At 68.9% G+C, this 20,163-nt stretch carries 5 protein-coding genes; all 5 read left to right on the top strand.

The window, feature by feature from the left end:
* Window positions 1-40: 40 nt before the first annotated feature.
* The 5 genes from OG587_RS34520 to OG587_RS34500 all read left to right on the top strand — a co-directional run bounded on the left by OG587_RS34520 (window position 41) and on the right by OG587_RS34500 (window position 20,148).
* Entirely contained in the window at window positions 41-16,855 is a 16,815-nt protein-coding gene (locus OG587_RS34520; RefSeq protein ID WP_329082803.1) for a type I polyketide synthase, read from the top strand.
* Window positions 16,856-17,014: 159 nt separating this feature from the next.
* Complete coding sequence (locus tag OG587_RS34515; protein WP_329082801.1) at window positions 17,015-17,554, top strand: hypothetical protein; 540 nt, start codon at window positions 17,015-17,017, stop codon at window positions 17,552-17,554.
* Window positions 17,529-18,266 carry a hypothetical protein gene (locus OG587_RS34510; RefSeq protein WP_329082800.1) on the top strand — a complete coding sequence of 246 codons (738 nt, stop codon included), beginning with the start codon at window positions 17,529-17,531 and terminating at the stop codon, window positions 18,264-18,266. Before OG587_RS34515 ends, OG587_RS34510 begins: the two co-directional genes overlap by 26 nt.
* 39 nt (window positions 18,267-18,305) lie before the next feature.
* Entirely contained in the window at window positions 18,306-18,719 is a 414-nt protein-coding gene (locus OG587_RS34505) for a RidA family protein (protein WP_329082798.1), read from the top strand.
* A 166-nt stretch (window positions 18,720-18,885) separates the two neighbouring features.
* Window positions 18,886-20,148 carry an FAD-dependent oxidoreductase gene (locus OG587_RS34500; RefSeq protein WP_329082796.1) on the top strand — a complete coding sequence of 421 codons (1,263 nt, stop codon included), beginning with the start codon at window positions 18,886-18,888 and terminating at the stop codon, window positions 20,146-20,148.
* Window positions 20,149-20,163: the final 15 nt, after the last annotated feature.

Below are 20,163 nucleotides of genomic sequence, written 5' to 3'. Positions count from 1 at the left end.
GTCCCAGCGTCGAACTTCGAAGATCAGGTGTGGGTAGGTCGTGAACGAAAACGTTGTTGAGGATCAGTCGTCAACCCGGCTTCTGGAATACCTGAAGAAAGTAACGCTGGAACTTCTTGAGACTCGTGATGGGCTGGAGCGGCTTCAGGCCCGGATGGACGAGCCGATCGCGATCGTGGGCATGAGCTGCCGGTATCCGGGTGGCGTCGAATCCCCGGACCAGCTGTGGAACCTGGTCGCCTCGGGCCGGGACGCGATTTCGGAGTTCCCGCCGGACCGAGGCTGGGATCTGGACCGGTTGTTCGATCCGGACCCGGACAAGACAGGCACGTCCTATGCGCGTGAGGGCGGATTCCTGTCGAGCGTGGCGGAGTTCGACGCCGGGTTCTTCGGTATCGGGCCGCGTGAGGCGTCGGCGATGGATCCGCAGCAGCGGTTGTTGCTGGAGGCGTCGTGGGAGGCGTTGGAGGACGCGGGGATCGACCCGACGTCGTTGCGGGGGAGCGACACCGGTGTGTTCGCCGGTGTGATGTACCAGGATTACGGATTCGCCGCGCAATCGACTGCCACCGAGGGATATGTCGGCACCGGTTCGGCGGGCAGTGTGGTGTCGGGGCGGGTGGCGTACAGCCTGGGGCTGGAAGGCCCGGCGGTCACCCTGGACACGGCGTGTTCGTCGTCGCTGGTGGCGTTGCACCTGGGGTGTCAGGCGTTGCGCCAGGGCGAGGCGTCGCTGGTGCTGGCGGGTGGCGTCACGGTGATGTCGACGCCGTTGCTGTTCGTGGAGTTCTCCCGTCAGCGGGGGCTGTCGCCGGACGGCCGATGCAAGGCGTTCTCTTCCTCGGCCAACGGTGTCGGCTGGTCCGAGGGTGTCGGCGTGCTGGTGCTGGAGCGCCTGTCGGACGCGCGGCGGCTTGGGCACGATGTGCTGGCCGTCATCCGTGGTAGCGCGGTGAATCAGGATGGCGCGAGCAATGGGTTGACCGCGCCGAACGGTCCCTCGCAGGTGCGGGTGATCGGGCAGGCGCTGGCGAGTGCCGGGTTGACGTCCGCGGATGTGGATGTGGTCGAGGCGCACGGTACTGGGACCACGCTGGGTGATCCGATCGAGGCGCAGGCGTTGATCGCCGCGTACGGGCAGGATCGCGACGAGCCGTTGCGGATCGGGTCGTTGAAGTCGAACATCGGGCACACGCAGGCCGCCGCGGGTGTGGCCGGTGTGATCAAGATGGTGCAGGCGCTCCGTCACGGGGTGTTGCCGAGGACGTTGCACGTGGACGAGCCGTCGTCTCATGTGGACTGGTCGGCGGGTTCGGTGCGGTTGCTGACCGAGACCGAGCCGTGGCCGGCGGCCGACCGGGCGCGCCGGGCCGGGGTGTCGTCGTTCGGGATCAGCGGCACCAACGCGCATGTGATCCTTGAGGAGGCGCCCGCGAAGCCGGTGGAGCCGGAGGCGCCCGACGGCGATGCGACCGATGCCGGACCGCGTCCGGGCGAGGCGTCCGCCGAGGCCGCCGCTCCGGTGGCGATCGCCACCGACGTGATGCCGTGGCCCGTGTCGGCCAAGAGCGAGGAAGGGCTGCGGGCGCAGGCGCAGCGGATGCATCGCTGGCTGCTCGACCATCCGGAGGCGCACCTCGCCGAGGTCGCCTACTCATTGGTGAACTCGCGGGCGCACCTCAACCATCGCGGTGCGGCGGTCGCCGCGGACCGGGACGGAATGCTGGCGCGCCTGGCCGAACTGGCCGCCGGTTCGACGTCCTCCGGTGCGGTCGCGGGGGCCGTCGAGGCGGGGAAGACGGCGCTGTTGTTCACCGGCCAGGGTGCGCAAAGAGCCGGCATGGGGGCCGGTCTGTACGAGGCGTTCCCGGTGTTCGCGTCCGCGCTGGACGAGGTCTGCGTCCAGTTCGATCGACTGCTCGGCCGCTCGCTGAAGGACGTGATGTTCGGGGGCGAGGGCGGCGATCTGCTGGATCGGACCGACTTCACCCAGCCGGCGTTGTTCGCGTTCGAGGTGGCGCTGTTCCGGCTGCTGGAGTCGTTCGGTGTCACCCCGGATGTGGTGATCGGGCATTCCATCGGAGAGCTCGTCGCCGCCCACATCGCCGGGCTCTGGACGCTTGAGGATGCCTGCGCGCTGGTCGCCGCGCGGGGACGGCTCATGGCGGCGTTGCCCGAGGGGGGTGCGATGCTCGCCATCGCGGTCCCGGAGACCGCGGCGGCCGAGGCGATCGCCGGATTCGACGGCCGGGTGTCCATCGCCGCGGTGAACGCGCCCGCGGCCGTGGTGATCTCCGGCGACCAGGACGCGGTCGCCGAGATCGAGCGGCGGCTGTCCGCCGAGGGACACAAGACGTCACGGTTGCGGGTCTCCCACGCCTTCCATTCGGTGCACATGGAACCGATGCTCGACGAGTTCGAGTCGATCGCCCGGAGGATCGCCTACCATCCGCCACGGATACCGGTGGTGTCCAACGTGTCCGGTGCCGTCGCCGGAGCGGAGCTGCTGGACGCGGCGTACTGGGTGCGGCAGGTGCGGGCGGCGGTGCGGTTCGCCCCGGGTATCGAGACCCTCCGCGACCTGGGCGTGCGGCGGTTCCTGGAGATGGGGCCCGATGCGGTCCTGTCGGCGCTGACCCGTCTGTGCCTGCCAGGGGAGGCTGAGGCACGGTCGCTCGTCGCGGCGGCCACGCGGCGCGGCCAGGACGAGGCCGAGCGGGTTCTGTCCTTACTCGCCGCGGCGCACACGTCCGGTGTGGACGTTGACTGGACGCCGCTGTTCTCCGGGCGTGAGGTTGCCCGGGTTTCCCTGCCCACTTACGCGTTCCAACGCCGGCGGTACTGGCACGACCCCGCTTTGGCGGACGCCCGGATCGGTGATGTCACCCAGGCGGGGCTGGTGTTCCCCGACCATCCGCTGCTCGGTGCGGCGGTGCAACTCGCGGGCCGGGACGAGTGGCTGTTCACCGGCCGCGTCTCGCGGCGGAACCACCCCTGGATCGCGGACCACGTGGTCGGCGACACGGTGGTCATGCCGGCGGCGGCTCTGCTGGAGATCGCGTTGTGCGCGGGCAGCATGATCGACTGCTCGGTGATCGAGGAGCTCACGTTCCAGGCGCCGATGATCCTCGGCGACGACCGCGCGACCGAACTGCAGGTCACCGTCGGCGCCGCGAACGCCCATGGCGCCCGGCCCGTGGCCGTCCATTCCCGCGTCGAGGGTGACGCGGACGGCGCCGGGTGGACGTCGCACGCCGAGGGTGTCCTGGCCGATTCCGAATCAGGCGCGGTGGCGCCGCCGGACAGCGAGGATTGGCTGCCCGAGATGGGCGAACCGATCACCGGTGACGCGCTCTACGACCGGCTGACGGAGCTGGGATTCAGGTACGGGCCCGCATTCCAGGGTGTGACGGCCGCGTGGCGAGACAACGGCGAGATCATCGCCGACATCTCGCTGGACGAGACCACCGCACAGCAGGCCTCGCGGTTCGGAATCCATCCGTCGCTGCTCGACGCGACCATGCACGCCGCCATCGACATGCTCGTGCGGGACCTCCCCGCCGGACAGCTGCCGTTGCCGTTCTCGTTCTCCGGCGTGCACGTCCATCGCCGTGGCGCCGACTCGGTCCGGGCACGGATCGTCCGCACCGGCGCGAACAAGATCCTCATCGAGGCCGTCGACGCGACGGGGGCAGGTGTTCTGACCGTCGAATCGGTGCTCGCGCGGCCGATCGACGTCCGATCGCTCGACGTCGCCCACGGCGATGGGCGCGGCACCGTACTCGGCGTGCGGTGGATCGAGGCGGCCGCTCCGGACGCGTCTTCGACGGTTGAGTCGACGGCCGTGCTGGGCGGCGCCCTGCCCGCGATCGAGCGCCGCTACCCGAACCTGGCGGACCTTGTCGCCGCCGAGGCGATTCCGGACCGTGTGTTGTGGCCGATCGAGGCCGGCGACGCCGCGGAACGCGTCGATGTCGTGGCGGCAACGCATGACCGAGTGCGTGAGGCCCTGAAGACGCTGCGCGCCTGGCTGGCGGAAGACCGGTTGACCGGCACCCGGCTGGTGGTGGTCACCCGAGGGGCGGTCGCGCTGCCGGGAGAGGAGCCCGACCTCACGGCGGCGGCCGTGTCCGGGCTGGTGCGTAGCGCGCAGTCGGAGCATCCCGGCCGGATCGTCCTGCTTGACCACGATGGCGGCGAACTCGCGGCGGAGACGGTGTCGGCCGCTCTCGCGCTGAAGGAAACCCACGTGGCCGTGCGCGGGCACCGGCTGTTGGTTCCTCGCGTCGCCGAAACGAGCTCGGCGCCGGGCAAGGCGGGCGAGGCGGCCGGGGCGTTCGGTTCGGGCACGGTGCTGGTCACCGGTGGTACCGGCGGACTCGGAGCCCGGGTGGCCCGGCATCTGGTGACCTCCCACGGTGTCCGGCGGCTGTTGCTCGTGTCCCGCCGTGGCGAACAGGCCGACGGGGCCGCGGACCTGGTACGGGAATTGACCGAGCTCGGGGCCGACGCACGAGTGGCCGCCTGCGACGTCGGTGACCGTGCGGCACTTCGGGATCTGCTCGACACCATCCCGCCGGAGCACGGCCTCAAGGGTGTCGTGCACGCCGCGGGTGTTCTCGACGACGGCACGGTCCAGACCTTGACCGCCGCACAGGTGACTCGCGTACTCGAACCGAAGGTCAACGCGGCCTGGAACCTGCACGAACTGACCCGCACGGACGATCTCGCCGCCTTCGTGCTGTTCTCATCGGTCGCCGGGATGCTCGGTGCGGCCGGACAGGGGAACTACGCGGCGGCGAACGGATTCCTCGACGCGCTGGCACAGCTGCGGCACACCGAAGGGCTTCCTGCGGTGTCGCTCGCCTGGGGCCCGTGGAGCCCGAACAGCGGTATGACCGGAAATCTGGACCGCGCGGCATTGGCACGAATGGAGCGGCTGGGGATCCGTCCGCTCGACGACCGGCACGCCCTGGGACTGTTCGACCGGGCCCTGTCTCCGGGCGACGGCGCCCCGCTGCTCGCCCTCGTCGACCTCGACCGTCCGGCGCTGCTGGCCCAGGCGCGGTCCGGCCTGCTGCCCGCCATCCTGAGTACGCTCGCGCCCGTTCCCGCGCGGCGCACGGCCGCGGACGCGGCTTTGGCGCAGCGGCTGGCGACGATCTCCGATGACCGGCGAGACGCCGCGGTGCTCGACTTCGTCCGCACACAGGCCGCGGCGGTACTCGGACACGACTCGGCGGAGGCGATCGGCCCCGAGGTGCCGTTCAGCGAGCTCGGATTCGACTCCCTTGGCGCGGTGGAGTTCCGGAACCGGCTGGCCAAAGCCACTGGACTGACCCTGCCGTCGACCCTGGTGTTCGACTACCCGACCGCGCTGGCGGTGTCCACGTTCGTCCGATCCCGGATCGAAGGTACGGAGAAGCGGGCGGGCGCCCGGCGTCGGGCGTCCAGGACGCGGATGGACGAGCCGATCGCGATCGTGGGCATGAGCTGCCGGTATCCGGGCGGTGCCGAATCCCCGGAGCAGCTGTGGGATCTGGTCGCCTCGGGGACGGATGCGATTACGGGATTCCCGTCGGATCGAGGGTGGGACCTGGATCGGTTGTTCGACCCCGATCCGGACAAGCCCGGCACCGTATACACCCGGGAGGGTGGATTCCTGTCGAGCGCGGCGGAGTTCGACGCCGGGTTCTTCGGTATCGGGCCGCGTGAGGCGTCGGCGATGGATCCGCAGCAGCGGTTGTTGCTGGAGGCGTCGTGGGAGGCCTTGGAGGACGCGGGGATCGACCCGACGTCGTTGCGGGGCAGCGACACCGGTGTGTTCGCCGGTGTGATGTACCAGGACTACGGATTCGCGGAGCAGCCGGTGGATTCGTCCGCCGAGGGATACCGGGTAACCGGTTCGGCGGGCAGTGTGGTGTCGGGGCGGGTGGCGTACAGCCTGGGGCTGGAAGGCCCGGCGGTCACTCTGGACACGGCGTGTTCGTCGTCGTTGGTGGCGATGCACATGGCGGCCCAGGCGTTGCGCCAGGGCGAGGCGTCGCTGGTGCTGGCCAGTGGTGTCACGGTGATGTCGACGCCGTTGCTGTTCGTGGAGTTCTCCCGGCAGCGGGGGCTGTCGCCGGATGGGCGGTGTAAGGCGTTCTCTTCCTCGGCCGATGGTGTGGCGTGGTCCGAGGGTGTCGGTGTGGTGGTGCTGGAGCGGTTGTCGGACGCGCGGCGGCTTGGGCACGATGTTCTGGCCGTGATTCGTGGTAGCGCGGTGAACCAGGATGGTGCGAGTAATGGTTTGACCGCGCCGAACGGGCCTTCGCAGGTGCGGGTGATCGGGCAGGCGCTCGCCAACGCCGGTCTGACGCCTGTCGACGTCGATGTGGTCGAGGCGCACGGTACCGGGACCACGCTGGGTGATCCGATCGAGGCGCAGGCGTTGATCGCCGCGTACGGGCAGGATCGCGACGAGCCGTTGCGGATCGGGTCGTTGAAGTCGAACATCGGGCACACGCAGGCCGCCGCGGGTGTGGCCGGTGTGATCAAGATGGTGCAGGCGCTTCGTCACGGGGTGTTGCCGAGGACGTTGCATGTGGACGAGCCGTCGCCGCATGTGGACTGGTCGGCGGGTTCGGTGCGGTTGCTGACCGAGACCGAGCCGTGGCCGGTCGGGGACCGGGTACGCCGGGCCGGCGTGTCCTCGTTCGGGATCAGCGGCACCAACGCGCACCTGATCCTGGAAGAAGCCCCCGCCGAACGGCCGGTCGCCGCGACGTCGCCCGCTGCCCCGGTCACCGTGGTGCCGTGGCTGGTGTCGGGTAAGGGTGATGCCGGTTTGCGGGCGCAGGCGGCGCGGTTGCGCGCGTGGCTGGTGGATCGGCCTGAGGTCGATCCGGTGGATGTGGGTCGTGCGCTTGTCCGGTCACGCGCCCAGCTGGATTCGCGTGGTGCGGTTCTCGGTCGTGATCGTGAGGAGTTGCTGGCGCGTCTGGCGGAGCTGGCCGCGGGTTCGGTGTCGTCGGGTGTGGTGTCGGGTGTGGTCGGTTCGGGGACGACGGCGTTCTTGTTCACCGGTCAGGGGGCGCAGCGGGCCGGGATGGGTGCCGGGTTGTATGCGGGGTTCCCGGTGTTCGCGTCCGTGCTGGATGAGGTGTGTGCCGAGTTCGATCCGCTGCTGGGTTGTTCGTTGAAGGATGTGATGTTCGGTGGCGGTGATCTTCTGGGGCGGACGGAGTTCACGCAGCCGGCGTTGTTCGCGTTCGAGGTGGCGTTGTTCCGGTTGCTGGAGTCGTTCGGTGTGGTGCCGGATGTGGTGATCGGGCATTCGATCGGTGAGCTGGTCGCGGCTCATGTGGCGGGGGTGTGGTCGCTGGAGGATGCGTGTCGTCTGGTGGCGGCGCGGGGCCGGTTGATGGGTGCTTTGCCTGAGGGTGGGGCGATGGTGGCGGTGGCGGCGACCGAGGCGGCGGCAGTGGAGGCTGTCGCGGGGTTCGGTGATCGGGTGTCGATCGCGGCGGTGAACAGTCCGACCTCGGTGGTGATCTCCGGTGACGAGGATGCCGTCGGTGAGGTTGAGCGGCGGTTCGCGGGCCAGGGTGTCCGGACGTCGCGGTTGCGGGTGAGCCATGCGTTCCATTCGGCGCGGATGGAGCCGATGTTGGAGGAGTTCGCGGCTGTCGCACGGGGTGTGACGTACAGCGAGCCGCGGTTTCCGGTGGTGTCCAATGTGTCCGGCGTGGTTGCCGGGGATGAGCTGTTGGAGCCGTCGTACTGGGTGTCGCAGGTGCGGGCCGGGGTGCGGTTCGCGCCGGGTGTTGATGCTCTGGTGTCGTCGGGGGTGCGGCGGTTTGTGGAGGTCGGGCCGGATGCGGTGCTGGCCGCGATGACCCGGCAGTGCTTGCCGGAGGAGGTTGAGGGGCGGTCGTTGGTGGCCGCGGCGGCGCGGCGTGGTCATGACGAGGCCGAGCAGTTCATGACCTTCCTGGCGCAGGCGCACACCTCCGGGGTCGAGGTGGACTGGGCGCGGGTGTTCACCGGTCGTCCCGCGTCGGCGGTGTCTCTGCCCACCTACGCGTTCCAGCACGAGAGGTACTGGCTCGAACCGGCCGCCGGGGCTCTCGGGGATCTGGGACGAGTGGGTCTGATCTCGCTCGACCACCCGCTGCTTGGTGCGGCAGCGCCGGTGGCCGGTAAGGACGAGTGGTTGTTCGCCGGCCGGCTGTCCGCGGGGCTGCACGGGTGGGTGACCGACCACGTCGTGTTCGGGTCGGTGCTGCTGCCGGGCACCGGATTCGTGGAACTGGCCCTGACCGTCGGAGCTCAGTTGGGGGTTCCGGTAGTCGAGGAGCTGGTGCTGGAGGCGCCACTGGTGCTCGACGGCGCCGGTCCGGTCGACGTCCAGCTGACGGTCGGCGAACTCGACGACATGGGCAGGCGTGGCTTTTCGATCCACTCGCGTTCCGTCGCCACCCGCGGTGCCGACGCGGACGCCGTCGGAACCGGCTCGGGTGTGTGGGAACTGCACGCGACGGGGCTGCTCGCCGCCGAGAACGAGACCGCCGGCACGACATGGACCGGCGAGGACTGGCCGCCCGCCGGAGCCACGCCGGTGGAGTCGGAGTCGCTGTACGACCGGCTGGCGGAGTCGGGCTTCGGCTACGGACCGGTGTTCCAAGGAGTGACCTCGGCGTGGACGCGCGGCGACGAGGTGTTCGCCGAGGTGTCGTTGGACGAGACCTCGGGCGCGCGGGCGTCGAACTTCGGTATTCATCCGGCGCTGCTCGATGCGACGTTCCACGCGGCCATCGACGGCCTCATCGCGGACCTGCCGGAGGGGCGGCTGCCGTTGCCGTTCTCCTTCGCCGGTGTCCGCCTGTATCGGGGTGGGGCCGATTCGGTCCGCGCCCGGATCAGGCGCTCCGGGACCGAGACGGTACGTGTCGACCTCGCCGACGACGCCGGTGCGCCGATACTGGCCGTCGACGCCCTGCTCGCCCGCCCGGTCGACGCGCGGACACTGGACAGCGCCCGAGTGGGCGGCCGTAGCCCCCTGTTCGCGTTCGAGTGGGTCGCGGCCCCATCGGTAGAGCCGGTGGGCGACATCGGCACGCGGTCGGTGAGTATCGGCTCGCCGACCCCCGGGGTCGACGAGCACTACGCGGACTTCGCGGACCTGGCGGCGGCGGAGCATCCCGGCGGTGCGCCGGATGTGATCGTGTGGTCGGTCGGCGGTTCGAAGCCGTCGAGCGGCGATGTCTCAGAGACCGTTCGCGCCGAGGTGCACTCGGCGTTGGCGACGCTGCGCGTATGGCTGACCGACGGACGTTTCGCCGAGTCCAGGATGATCGTCGTGACCCGGAACGCCGCGGGTCTGCCCGATGAGGTCCCCGATCTCGCCGCCGCGGCGGTGTGGGGTCTGGTGCGCAGTGCGCAGTCGGAGAACCCGGGCCGGATCGTGCTGATCGATCGGGACGACGCGGGCTTGCCGGTGGACGCGGTGCACACCGCGTTGCGGATCGACGAACCACAGGTCGCCGTCCGCGCGGGGAACCTGTTGGTGTCGCGTATGGTTCGCGTCGCACCGGCGCGGGAGTCCGGGCAGGCACGGTCGAGCTTCGGTGCCGGCACGGTGCTGATCACTGGCGGCACCGGTGGACTCGGCGCGATCGTGGCCCGGCACCTGGCCTCGGCGCACGGGGCGCGGCATTTGCTGCTCGTGTCCAGGCGTGGTGCGGAGGCTTCCGGTGCCGCCGAACTGGTGACGGAGCTGGCCGCGTACGGGGTGGACACGCGGGTCGCGGCCTGTGATGTCAGCGACCGCCAGGCACTGCGCGAACTGCTGGAAACGATTCCCGCGGAGCGTCCGCTGACCGCGGTCATCCACGCGGCCGGTGTGCTCGACGACGGCACGATCGAGACGTTGACCGTCGAGCAGGTTGACCGTGTGCTGGCGCCGAAGGTGGACGCCGCGTGGAGTCTGCACGAGCTGACCCGCGAACTCGACTTGTCGGCCTTCGTGTTGTTCTCCTCCGCGGCGCCGCTCCTCGGTGGCCAGGGACAGGGCAACTACGCGGCGGCGAACGCTGTTCTGGATGCCCTGTGCCGTCTGCGCCACAGCGAGGGGCTGCCCGCGCATTCCCTTGCCTGGGGGCTGTGGAAGGTCGGCATGGCCGCGGCTCTCGGGCACGAGGGCAACGAGCACCTGGCCCAGCAGATCCGCACGCGCCTCGGGCTGGTCCCACTGTCGGTGGAACAGGGGATGGAGCTGTTCGACAGGGCGGTGACCACGGACCAGCCGTTGCTCCTGACGGCGGCCGTCGACAACGCCGCACTGGCCTCGCTCGCCCGGATCGGTCTGCTGCCCGCGGTGCTGCGCACCATCATTCACGTTCCGGCACATGGACGGCGGACAGAGCACAGTTCGCTGATGCAGCGCCTGGCCGACGTACCCGAGACCGAATGGGACGAGACGGTACTCCACGAGGTTCGGTCGATCGCCGCGGTGGTGCTCGGGCATCCGGGGTCGGACGCGATCGGTCCGGAGGTGCCGTTCAGCGAGCTCGGATTCGACTCCCTTGGCGCGGTGGAGTTCCGGAATCGGCTGGCGAAAGCCGCCGGACTGTCGTTGCCGTCGACGCTGGTGTTCGACTACCCCACGGCGGTGGCGGTCGCGCAATACGTTCGCTCTCGTGTCGATGGGGCGGCCACCGGTGGCCGGCGGGTCGTGAGCAGGGCGCGGGTACACGAACCGATCGCGATCGTGGGCATGAGCTGCCGGTATCCGGGCGGTGCCGAATCCCCGGAGCAGCTGTGGGATCTGGTCGCCTCGGGGACGGATGCGATCACAGGGTTCCCGTCCGACCGCGGCTGGGATCTGCAGCGGTTGTTCGACCCGGATCCGGACAAGTCTGGCACCGTATACACCCGCGAAGGCGGATTCCTCAGCCGCGCGGGCGATTTCGATACCGCGTTCTTCGGTATCGGGCCGCGTGAGGCGTCGGCGATGGACCCGCAGCAGCGGTTGTTGCTGGAGGCGTCGTGGGAGGCGCTGGAGGACGCGGGAATCGACCCGACGTCGTTGCGGGGGAGCGACACCGGCGTGTTCGCCGGTGTGATGTACCAGGACTACGGATACTCGGTGCGGTCGGCTGCGGCGGCGGAGGGATACCTGGCGACCGGCTCGGCGGGCAGCGTGGTGTCCGGCCGGGTCGCGTACACCCTTGGGCTGCAGGGCCCGGCGGTGACCATCGACACGGCGTGTTCGTCGTCGTTGGTGGCGATGCACATGGCGGCCCAGGCGTTGCGCCAGGGCGAGGCGTCGCTGGTGCTGGCCAGTGGTGTCACGGTGATGTCGACGCCGTTGCTGTTCGTGGAGTTCTCCCGGCAGCGGGGGCTGTCCCCGGATGGGCGGTGTAAGGCGTTCTCGTCCTCGGCCGATGGTGTGGCCTGGTCCGAGGGGGTCGGTGTGGTGGTGCTGGAGCGTCTGTCGGACGCCCAGCGGCTTGGGCACAACGTTCTGGCCGTCATCCGTGGTAGCGCGGTGAACCAGGACGGCGCGAGCAACGGGTTGACCGCGCCGAACGGCCCGTCGCAGGAGAGTGTGATCGCCAACGCGCTGGCGAGTGCCGGGTTGACGTCCGCGGATGTGGATGTGGTCGAGGCGCACGGCACCGGTACCGCGCTGGGTGATCCGATCGAGGCGCAGGCGTTGATCGCCGCGTACGGGCAGGATCGCGACGAGCCGTTGCGGATCGGGTCGATCAAGTCGAACATCGGACACGCGCAGGCCGCCGCCGGTGTGGGTGGCGTGATCAAGATGGTGCAGGCGCTTCGTCACGAGGTGTTGCCGAGGACGTTGCACGTGGACGAGCCGTCGCCGCATGTGGACTGGTCGGCCGGCTCGGTGCGGTTGCTGACCGAGGCCGAGCCGTGGCCGGTCGGCCGGAAGGTACGCCGGGCCGGCGTGTCCTCGTTCGGGATCAGCGGCACCAACGCGCATCTGATCCTTGAGGAGGCGCCTGCGTCGACGGCACCGGAACCCGATTCGGCCCGTCGGATCGAAACGCCCGCCGTCACCGCCGTAGTGGACTCGGCCGACGACGATGTTGCCGTACCGGTGCCGCTGCTGGTGTCGGGTAAGAGTGCGGAGGCGTTGCGTGCTCAGGCGGCGAGGTTGCGTGACTGGTTGTCTCGGCGTCCGGATGTCGATGTGGTGGATGTGGCGCGTTCGCTGTTGATGTCGCGGGCGCGGCTGGAGTGGCGGGGTGGTGTTGTCGCCGGGGATCGTGAGCGGTTGCTGGCTGGTTTGTCGGAGTTGGCTGCCGGTTCGGTGTCGTCGGGTGTGGTGTCGGGTGTGGTCGGTTCGGGGAAGACGGCTTTCTTGTTCACCGGTCAGGGGGCGCAGCGGGCCGGTATGGGTGCCGGGTTGTATGCGGGGTTCCCGGTGTTCGCGGCGGCGTTGGACGAGGTGTGTGCCGGGTTCGATCCGCTGCTGGGCTGCTCGTTGAAGGAGGTGATGTTCGCCGGTGAGGGCGGGGAGGTGTTGGGGCGGACGGAGTTCACGCAGCCGGCGTTGTTCGCGTTTGAGGTGGCGGTGTTCCGGTTGCTGGAGTCGTTCGGGGTCTCCCCGGATGTGGTGATCGGGCATTCGATTGGTGAGTTGGTCGCGGCTCATGTGGCGGGGGTGTGGTCGTTGGAGGATGCGTGTCGTCTGGTGGCGGCGCGGGGTCGGTTGATGGGTGCTTTGCCTGAGGGTGGGGCGATGGTGGCGGTGGCGGCGGCCGAGGGGGAGGTGGTCGAGGCTGTCGCCGAGTTCGGTGATCGGGTGTCGGTCGCGGCGGTGAACGCGCCGGCTTCGGTGGTGGTGTCGGGTGATGAGGATCCGGTCGGTGAGGTCGAGGGCTGGTTTGCGGGCAGGGGTGTGAAGACGTCGCGGTTGCGGGTGTCTCATGCGTTCCATTCGGCGCGGATGGAGCCGATGCTGGAGGAGTTCGCCGCTACGGCTGCGGGTCTCACTTACGGCAGGCCGCGGATTCCGTTGGTGTCCAATCTTTCGGGTGAGGTCGCCGGGGATGAGTTGCTGGAGCCGTCGTACTGGGTGCGGCAGGTGCGCGCGGCGGTGCGGTTCGCGCCCGGGGTGCGAACCCTCTTCGCGCTGGGAGTGCGCCGATTCCTGGAGGTGGGGCCGGACGCTGTCCTCACAGCCATGACCCGTCAGTGCCTGGACGATGACATATCGGCGCGGTCGATGGTGACGGCGGCGGCACGGCGCGACCACGACGAGGCCGAGCAGTTCCTGACCTTCCTGGCCCAGGCGCACACGGCGGGTGTCGATATTCGCTGGGATGTGTTGTTCGCCGGTCGTCAGGCGTCACACGTCGCGTTGCCCACCTACGCGTTCCAGCGTCAGAGGTACTGGCTGCACCCCACCCCCGACGGGGTCGCCGGTGGTTCGTTCGGCCATCCGCTGCTGACCGGTGTGGTACCCGTGGCCGGTAAGGACGAGTGGGTGTTCACCGGCCGGTTGTCGCTGCTGACCCATCCGTGGATCGCCGATCACGCGGTGTTCGGGTCGGTGTTGCTGCCGGGCACCGGATTCGTGGAAATGGCCTTGGCCGCCGGAAACCACCTGGGCCTGGAATCGGTTCAGGAGTTGCTGCTGGAGTCGCCGCTGGTACTCGACGACGAGGGAGCGGTCGATATCCAGGTGACCGTCGGCCCGGTTGACGAGGAGGGGAACCGGCGGTTCTCGCTCCACTCCCGCGCGGTCGACGACTCACCCGCCGAGCCGGGACTCGGCGCGCATGCCCCGGTGGCATGGGCGTCGCATGCCAGCGGCGTGCTGGTCCCCGCCGATGTGGCCGACAGGCCGGTGTGGGGCGGTGACAGCTGGCCGCCGGCGGGATCCGATCCGGTGGACCGCGAGTTCCTCTACGACCGGCTGGCGGCCCTGGGATTCGGCTACGGCCCGGTGTTCCAGGGGGTGCTCGCGGCGTGGACACGTGGTGACGAGGTGTTCGCCGAGGTCTCGCTCGACGATGCCACGGCCGCGAGCGCGACCGGGTTCGGTATTCACCCGGCCCTGCTCGACGCGACGCTGCACGCCGCCATCGACGCGCTCACTCAGGACGCCGGCTCGGGACGGATACCGCTGCCGTTCTCCTTCTCCGGAGTCACGGTGTACCGCCGTGGCACCCATACCGTGCGTGCCCGGATACGCCACAGCGGGCAGCAGGTGCGCATCGACGCCGTCGACGACACCGGAGCCCCGATCCTCACGGTCGATTCCCTGCTGGCGCGTCCGGTCGATGCCGGGATGATCAACAGCGCGCGGGGCGGCGCCGGTCCGGCGCTGTTCGGCATCGAGTGGATCGAGGCTCCCGCCGCGGCGACGGCGCATGCCATCGCGGCGACGACGGCGGTCCTGGGATCGACCCGGATACCCGGAGTCGACCAGAATTACGCGACCGTGGCGGACCTCGTCGCCGCCCAGACGATTCCCGGCATCGTGGTCTGGCACGCCGAGGAATCCTGCCCGGTGACCGATGACCTGGCACAGGCCACGCGTGCGCGGGTCAACGCCGTGCTTGAGGTGTTGCGCGGCTGGCTCGCCGAGGATCGGCTGGCCGGTACCCGGCTCGTGGTCGTGACCCGCAACGCCGCGGGCTTGCCCACGGAAACGCCGGACTTGCCGGACGCCGCCGTGTGGGGCCTGATGCGCAGCGCACAGTCGGAACACCCCGGCCGATTCGTGGTGGTGGATCAGGTCTCCGGCCTCACGGCGGACGCGGTGGCGACGCTGACGGGCATCGACGAGGCCCAGGTCGCGGTGCGTCCACGTGGTCTTCTGGTGCCTCGCTTCAGCCGGACCACAAGGTCACGCGATGCCGCCGTGTCGTTCGGCGGTGGAACGGTACTGATCACGGGCGGTACAGGTGGTCTGGGGGCGGTGGTCGCCCGCCACCTCGCCACCGCGCACGGGGTGCGGCACATGCTGCTGGTATCGCGGCGCGGCCGGGCCGCCGCCGGCGCGGACGATCTGGTCGCGGAGCTGGCCGAGATGGGCGCCACCGCGCGAGTGACGGCATGCGACGTCACCGACCGGGAGGCACTGGGGCGGTTGCTCGGCACCATCGCGGCCGACGCGCCTTTGACCGCGGTCGTGCACGCGGCCGGCGTACTGGACGACGGCACGATCGAGACTTTGACGGCCGAGCAGGTGGACCGGGTGCTGGCGCCCAAGGTCGACGCGGCGCTGCATCTGCATGAGCTCACCCGCGATTGCGAGCTGTCGGCTTTCGTGGTGTTCTCCTCGGCGGCACCACTGCTCGGCGGCCAGGGGCAGGGCAATTACGCCGCGGCGAACTGCGTCCTCGACGCGCTGAGCAGGCGACGCCACAGCGAGGGCCTGCCCGCCCACTCCCTGGCGTGGGGGCTCTGGAAGGTCGGCATGGCCGAAGTGCTGGGACGGGCGGGCAGCGAGCATCTGGCGCGGCAGATCCGGACTCGCCTCGGTCTCAATCCGATCGGCGCGGAACAGGGGATGGCCTTGTTCGACGGTGCGCTGGCGACGGACGAGCCGGTCGTCCTGACCGCTCTCCTCGACAACGCGGCCCTGGCGTCACTCGCCCTCGGCGGGATGCTGCCCAGCATGCTGCGCAGCATCGTCCGGGTGCCGGCACGGGAACACCGGATCGAGAGCGGTTCGCTGGCGCAGCGCCTGACGAACGTTTCCGACCACGACCGTGAACGCCACGCCCTCGATGAGATCCGTGCTCTGGCGGCCGCGGTGCTCGGACACAGCTCGGCCGATGTGATCGATCCTGAGGCGCCGTTCACCGAACTCGGATTCGACTCGCTCGGCGGCATAGAGTTTCGCAACAGGTTGGCCAAGGCCGCCGGACTCACCTTGCCGTCCACTCTCGTGTTCGACCACCCGACGGTGCGTGAGGTCGCGAAGTTCGTGCTCTCCCGGATCGAGGACGCCGACAGCGGCGGGCAGGTGACCGGGCAGGTGACACGGCCAACGGCCGGAGCGCGGGGAACCATCACCGAACTGGTTCTCGCCGCTCATCGGCGGGGTGAGGTCAACGCCGCCATGCCGCTGCTGATCGAGAGTTCCAAACTGGTCCCCTCGTTCGAGACTGTCGACGAACTGAGCCGCCGGCCCGGGGCGATGCCGTTGTCCCGGGGCACCTCCGCGCCGTCGCTGGTCTGCGTCCCGTCCTTCCTGGCCGGGTCGGGTCCGCACCAGTTCGCCCGCCTGGCCCGTGAGCTCGGCGCCGACCACGCGGTGTCCGTGCTGCGGCTGCCGGGAACGAGTCCCGGAGAGGCGGTGCCGCGGTCGTGGGACAGCGCGATCGAGTACCTGGCGGCATGCGTCGCCGGTGATCTGGTTCGCGAGCCGCTGGTACTCGTCGGATATTCGATCGGCGGTGCGATGGCGCATGCGGTGGCACGCCGGCTGGAGGAACAGGGCACCGCGGCGGCCGGGGTGGTGATGATCGACACCTACTCGCCGGACGACATGGACCTGAACCACGCGGTGCTCGCCGACGCGCTCGGCGCGCTGCTGGATCACGAACAGGCGATGACGCTGGTCGACGACCACGGTCTTGTCGCCATGGGAAATTACGTGCGCATCTACGGAGAGCGGAGGCCGCTGCCCATTTCGGCGCCCACGCTGAATCTGCGCGCGACCGCCGCACTGGGCGGCACCCACATCCCCGAGCCGGTGCCCGCCTGGCAGCACACCGGCTCGGTGGTGGAAATCGACGCGAACCATTTTTCGATCATCGAGGAGGAATCACCGCTCACGGCGACGCGCATACGAAGCTGGCTCGATTCGACAATCCGCCGATAAGATGATTGTGGAACGGAAACCATGACAATTAACCGTGATCAGCGCCCGGGACGAGGCGGTGCGGCGCGCCGTTGGCTGAGGCGGAAGTTCGACGACATCCACTTCGTTCGACGCGCATGGGGCACCACGGAAGCCGAGCGAATCGGAACAGAAGAATGTATGAAATACGTTCCGGCGCCCCTCGATACGTACTATCGGGGTATCACGGTTCACGCGGATCGCGCGATCGTGTGGCGTTGGCTCTGCCAGATGCGTGTCGCTCCCTACAGTTACGACTGGGTCGACAACTTCGGTCGCACCAGCCCTCGGAAACTCACACTCGGCGCCGACAACCTGGCGATCGGCCAGCGGATCCTGGTGCTCTTCGAGGTGGTCGGATTCGAGCGCGACCATCACATCACGGTGCAGGTCCGGCCTGGTCTGCGCTGGTTCTGGGGCAATACGTGCTGCACCTTCCGGGTCGCGGACTCCGATGAGGCGGAGGGGTGCCGGCTCCGGATGATCATGACCGTGCACGACCGGCCCAGCCGGTTCGCGAAGTCGACCGGGTTGTACCAGGTGCGGAAGTACCTCTTCCCGTGGGTCGAACTGGTGATGGTGCACAAGCAGTTCCGCACCTTCAAGAAGCTCGCCGAGAAGATGGCGAGCGAAGGTCCGTCGGAGGAGGCCGGAAATGCCCGTATCGATCGTTCTCGCTAGTTATCCGCCGCGCGGATGGGCCAGACTGGTAACCCGGATATCGCGCATCAACAAAGATATCCGTGGCGTGCCCGGTTTCGTCGAGGGCCGAGTGTTCGGAACGGGAAACCTGCGACCACCGATCGGTGGCGCGCCCGTCTTCCGGCGCTGGGCGTTGTTCACGGTATTCGAATCGGATGAGGCGCTGAAAGAATTCGAGCAGTCGCATTCGATGGAGATGTTCACCGACCGGGCTCGCGAGGTCTGGCGGGCCTCGCTGCGCCCGACCAGGGTCGGGCGCGGCACCTGGCGAGGGTGGCGACCCGAAGTGGATCCGATACCGCACGATGATGCCGAGCCGGTGCTGTCGATGACCTACAGCCGCGTCCGTACCAGGTATGTGCCGTCGTTCCTGATGAACAACAAACGTGTGGTGGACGAGCAAACCGACGACGACGGGTTGATCGCGCAGCTCGGCATCGCCGACGACTTCACCGCGACCAGCACCCTGTCGATCTGGCGAAGCCAAGCCGATCTCGTCGACTTCGCCTACCGCAAATCGCCCGCGCACAAGGCGGTCATCAAGCCGTCGCTGACGAAATGGCAGACCCAGAACTTCTCGGCGCGATTCCGCATGGTCGAGTCCTCGGGCACATGGGACGGTCGTGACCCCGCGGCGGCGGCGAGACTCGCCGCAGAGGAATTGCGCCGGCCCGGCACCCATCATTCGTGACCACTGTCCCCGACCTAATCGATTCGTTAGGATTTCGAAATGGCCGTGCTGTCGTTCAACCCCCCGAACACTCCACCGCCTGCGCCCGGTTTCAGTCATGCGACGCGAGCGCGTGGCGACATCGTTCATGTTTCCGGTCAGGTCGGCGTCGACGAATCAGGGGCAGTGGTTCCCGGCGGGCTCGCCGCTCAGGCCGAGCAGGCGCTGATCAACCTCTGCCGCGCGGTCGAGGCGGCAGGTGCACAGGCGGAAGACCTGGTCAGTGTTCGGTTCTACGTCGTGAACTGGAAGGCGGAGCTGTTCAGTGAACTGACCGCGGGCGGTGAGGCGGCGAGCCGGAAATACTCGTTTCCGGAAATGGCGGTGACACTGGTCGGCGTGGCCAGCCTGTTCACCCCGGAGCATCTGATCGAAGTCGACGGTGTCGCCGTCGTCGAATCTGCCGATCGATAGCCGATCGTCAAGGTAACACCGAGAGCGGACCCGGCGCCGCCGCATTGAGTATCGCTGGTTGTCTTGTGCTGCCCATTTTCGACGTCGTCGCCGCTGTTATTCGGCTTCAATCGAAAAGGCCCTGAAAATCCCCATACCAATCTCGACGGATCAGGTGAATTTCGCTATGTACGACGTGACGATCGTCGGTGGCAGTCTCGCCGGATGCTCGGCGGCAATTCTGTTGGGCCGCGCCGGCTTTCGCGTGGCGTTGCTGGAAACTCACAAGGACCCCAACTACTACAAACGTCTCTGCACCGCCACCATCCGGTCGAGCGCCCTGCCGACGTTGCAGCGCCTCGGGCTGGACAAGAAGATCGCAGACGCGGGTGGCATGCCGTGTTACGACGCGTTCCACGGCGACTTCGGCTGGATCCTCGACTCGGGCGCGTCCGACCGGCAGGAACACGGTTACAACCTGCAGCGAGCGAAGCTGGATCCGCTGGTCCGGCAGGCGGCCGCGGAGACACCCGGGGTCGAGATGGTGCTGGGCGCCAAGGCCTTCGAGCTGTCGCGGGGTCCGCACGGACGGGTCAACGGGGTCGTCGCCAAGGTGCAGGGCAAGGAACAGCTGTTCAGCAGCCGCTTGGTGATCGGCGCGGACGGGCGTTCGTCGACGGTCGCGGATCTGGCCGGCCTGGAGAGCAAGGAGTCGGAGAACGGCCGCTTCATCTTCTTCGCCCACTACCGGAACGTCGAGATCCGGCCGACCGAGACCCTGCGAGCCTGGTTCGTCATGCCGGACATCTTTCTCCTGGCCAGCTTCGGTGACGGCACGACGGTCATGGCCGTGGCCCCCGACAAGCGGAGTATCGCGGAATTCGACAAGGACCGGGAGGAATTCCTGCTCGGCGCCTTCGGTAACCTGCCCGACGCGCCGGACATGTCCAATGCGGAGCGGGTCAGCGACGTCGTCGGAACCCGGGACTATCCGAACATGAACCGGCGGCGGATCGTGGCTCCCGGTCTCGCGCTCATCGGCGATGCCGCCATGGTGAACGACCCCGTGAGCGGAGTCGGTTGCGGGTTCGCCTTCCAGTCCGCGGAGTGGTTGTGCGACGCGGTCACCGGTGCGCTGCGCGCGGGCGACGGTGCCGCGGTGGACAAGGCCCTGCGCGGCTATCAGCGGCGGCACCGCCGTCAGCTGTTCGGCCACCACCTGACGATCGCGGACCTCAGCAAGCGAAAGGTGCTGCCGCCGGTGATCCGGATGATCCTCGCCGGCGCGGTATCGGATGTGAAGGTCGCCGAACGCTACGCCGGAGTGGTGACTCGCAGCCGGTCGCCGTTCTCACTGTTCGCGCCCACGTATCTGGCCCGCGCGGCGATCGCCGCCCGCAAGACCCGGGCCGCCAGCCCCGACACCTCGGTGGCAGAACTCGCCAAGTGATCTCGTCGAATTCAG

The sequence above is a fragment of the Streptosporangium sp. NBC_01469 genome (genome assembly GCF_036227305.1).
GTDB lineage: Bacteria > Actinomycetota > Actinomycetes > Streptosporangiales > Streptosporangiaceae > Streptosporangium.
Note: the sequence above shows the minus strand (reverse complement) of the source record. Positions and strands in the feature narration are given on the sequence as shown.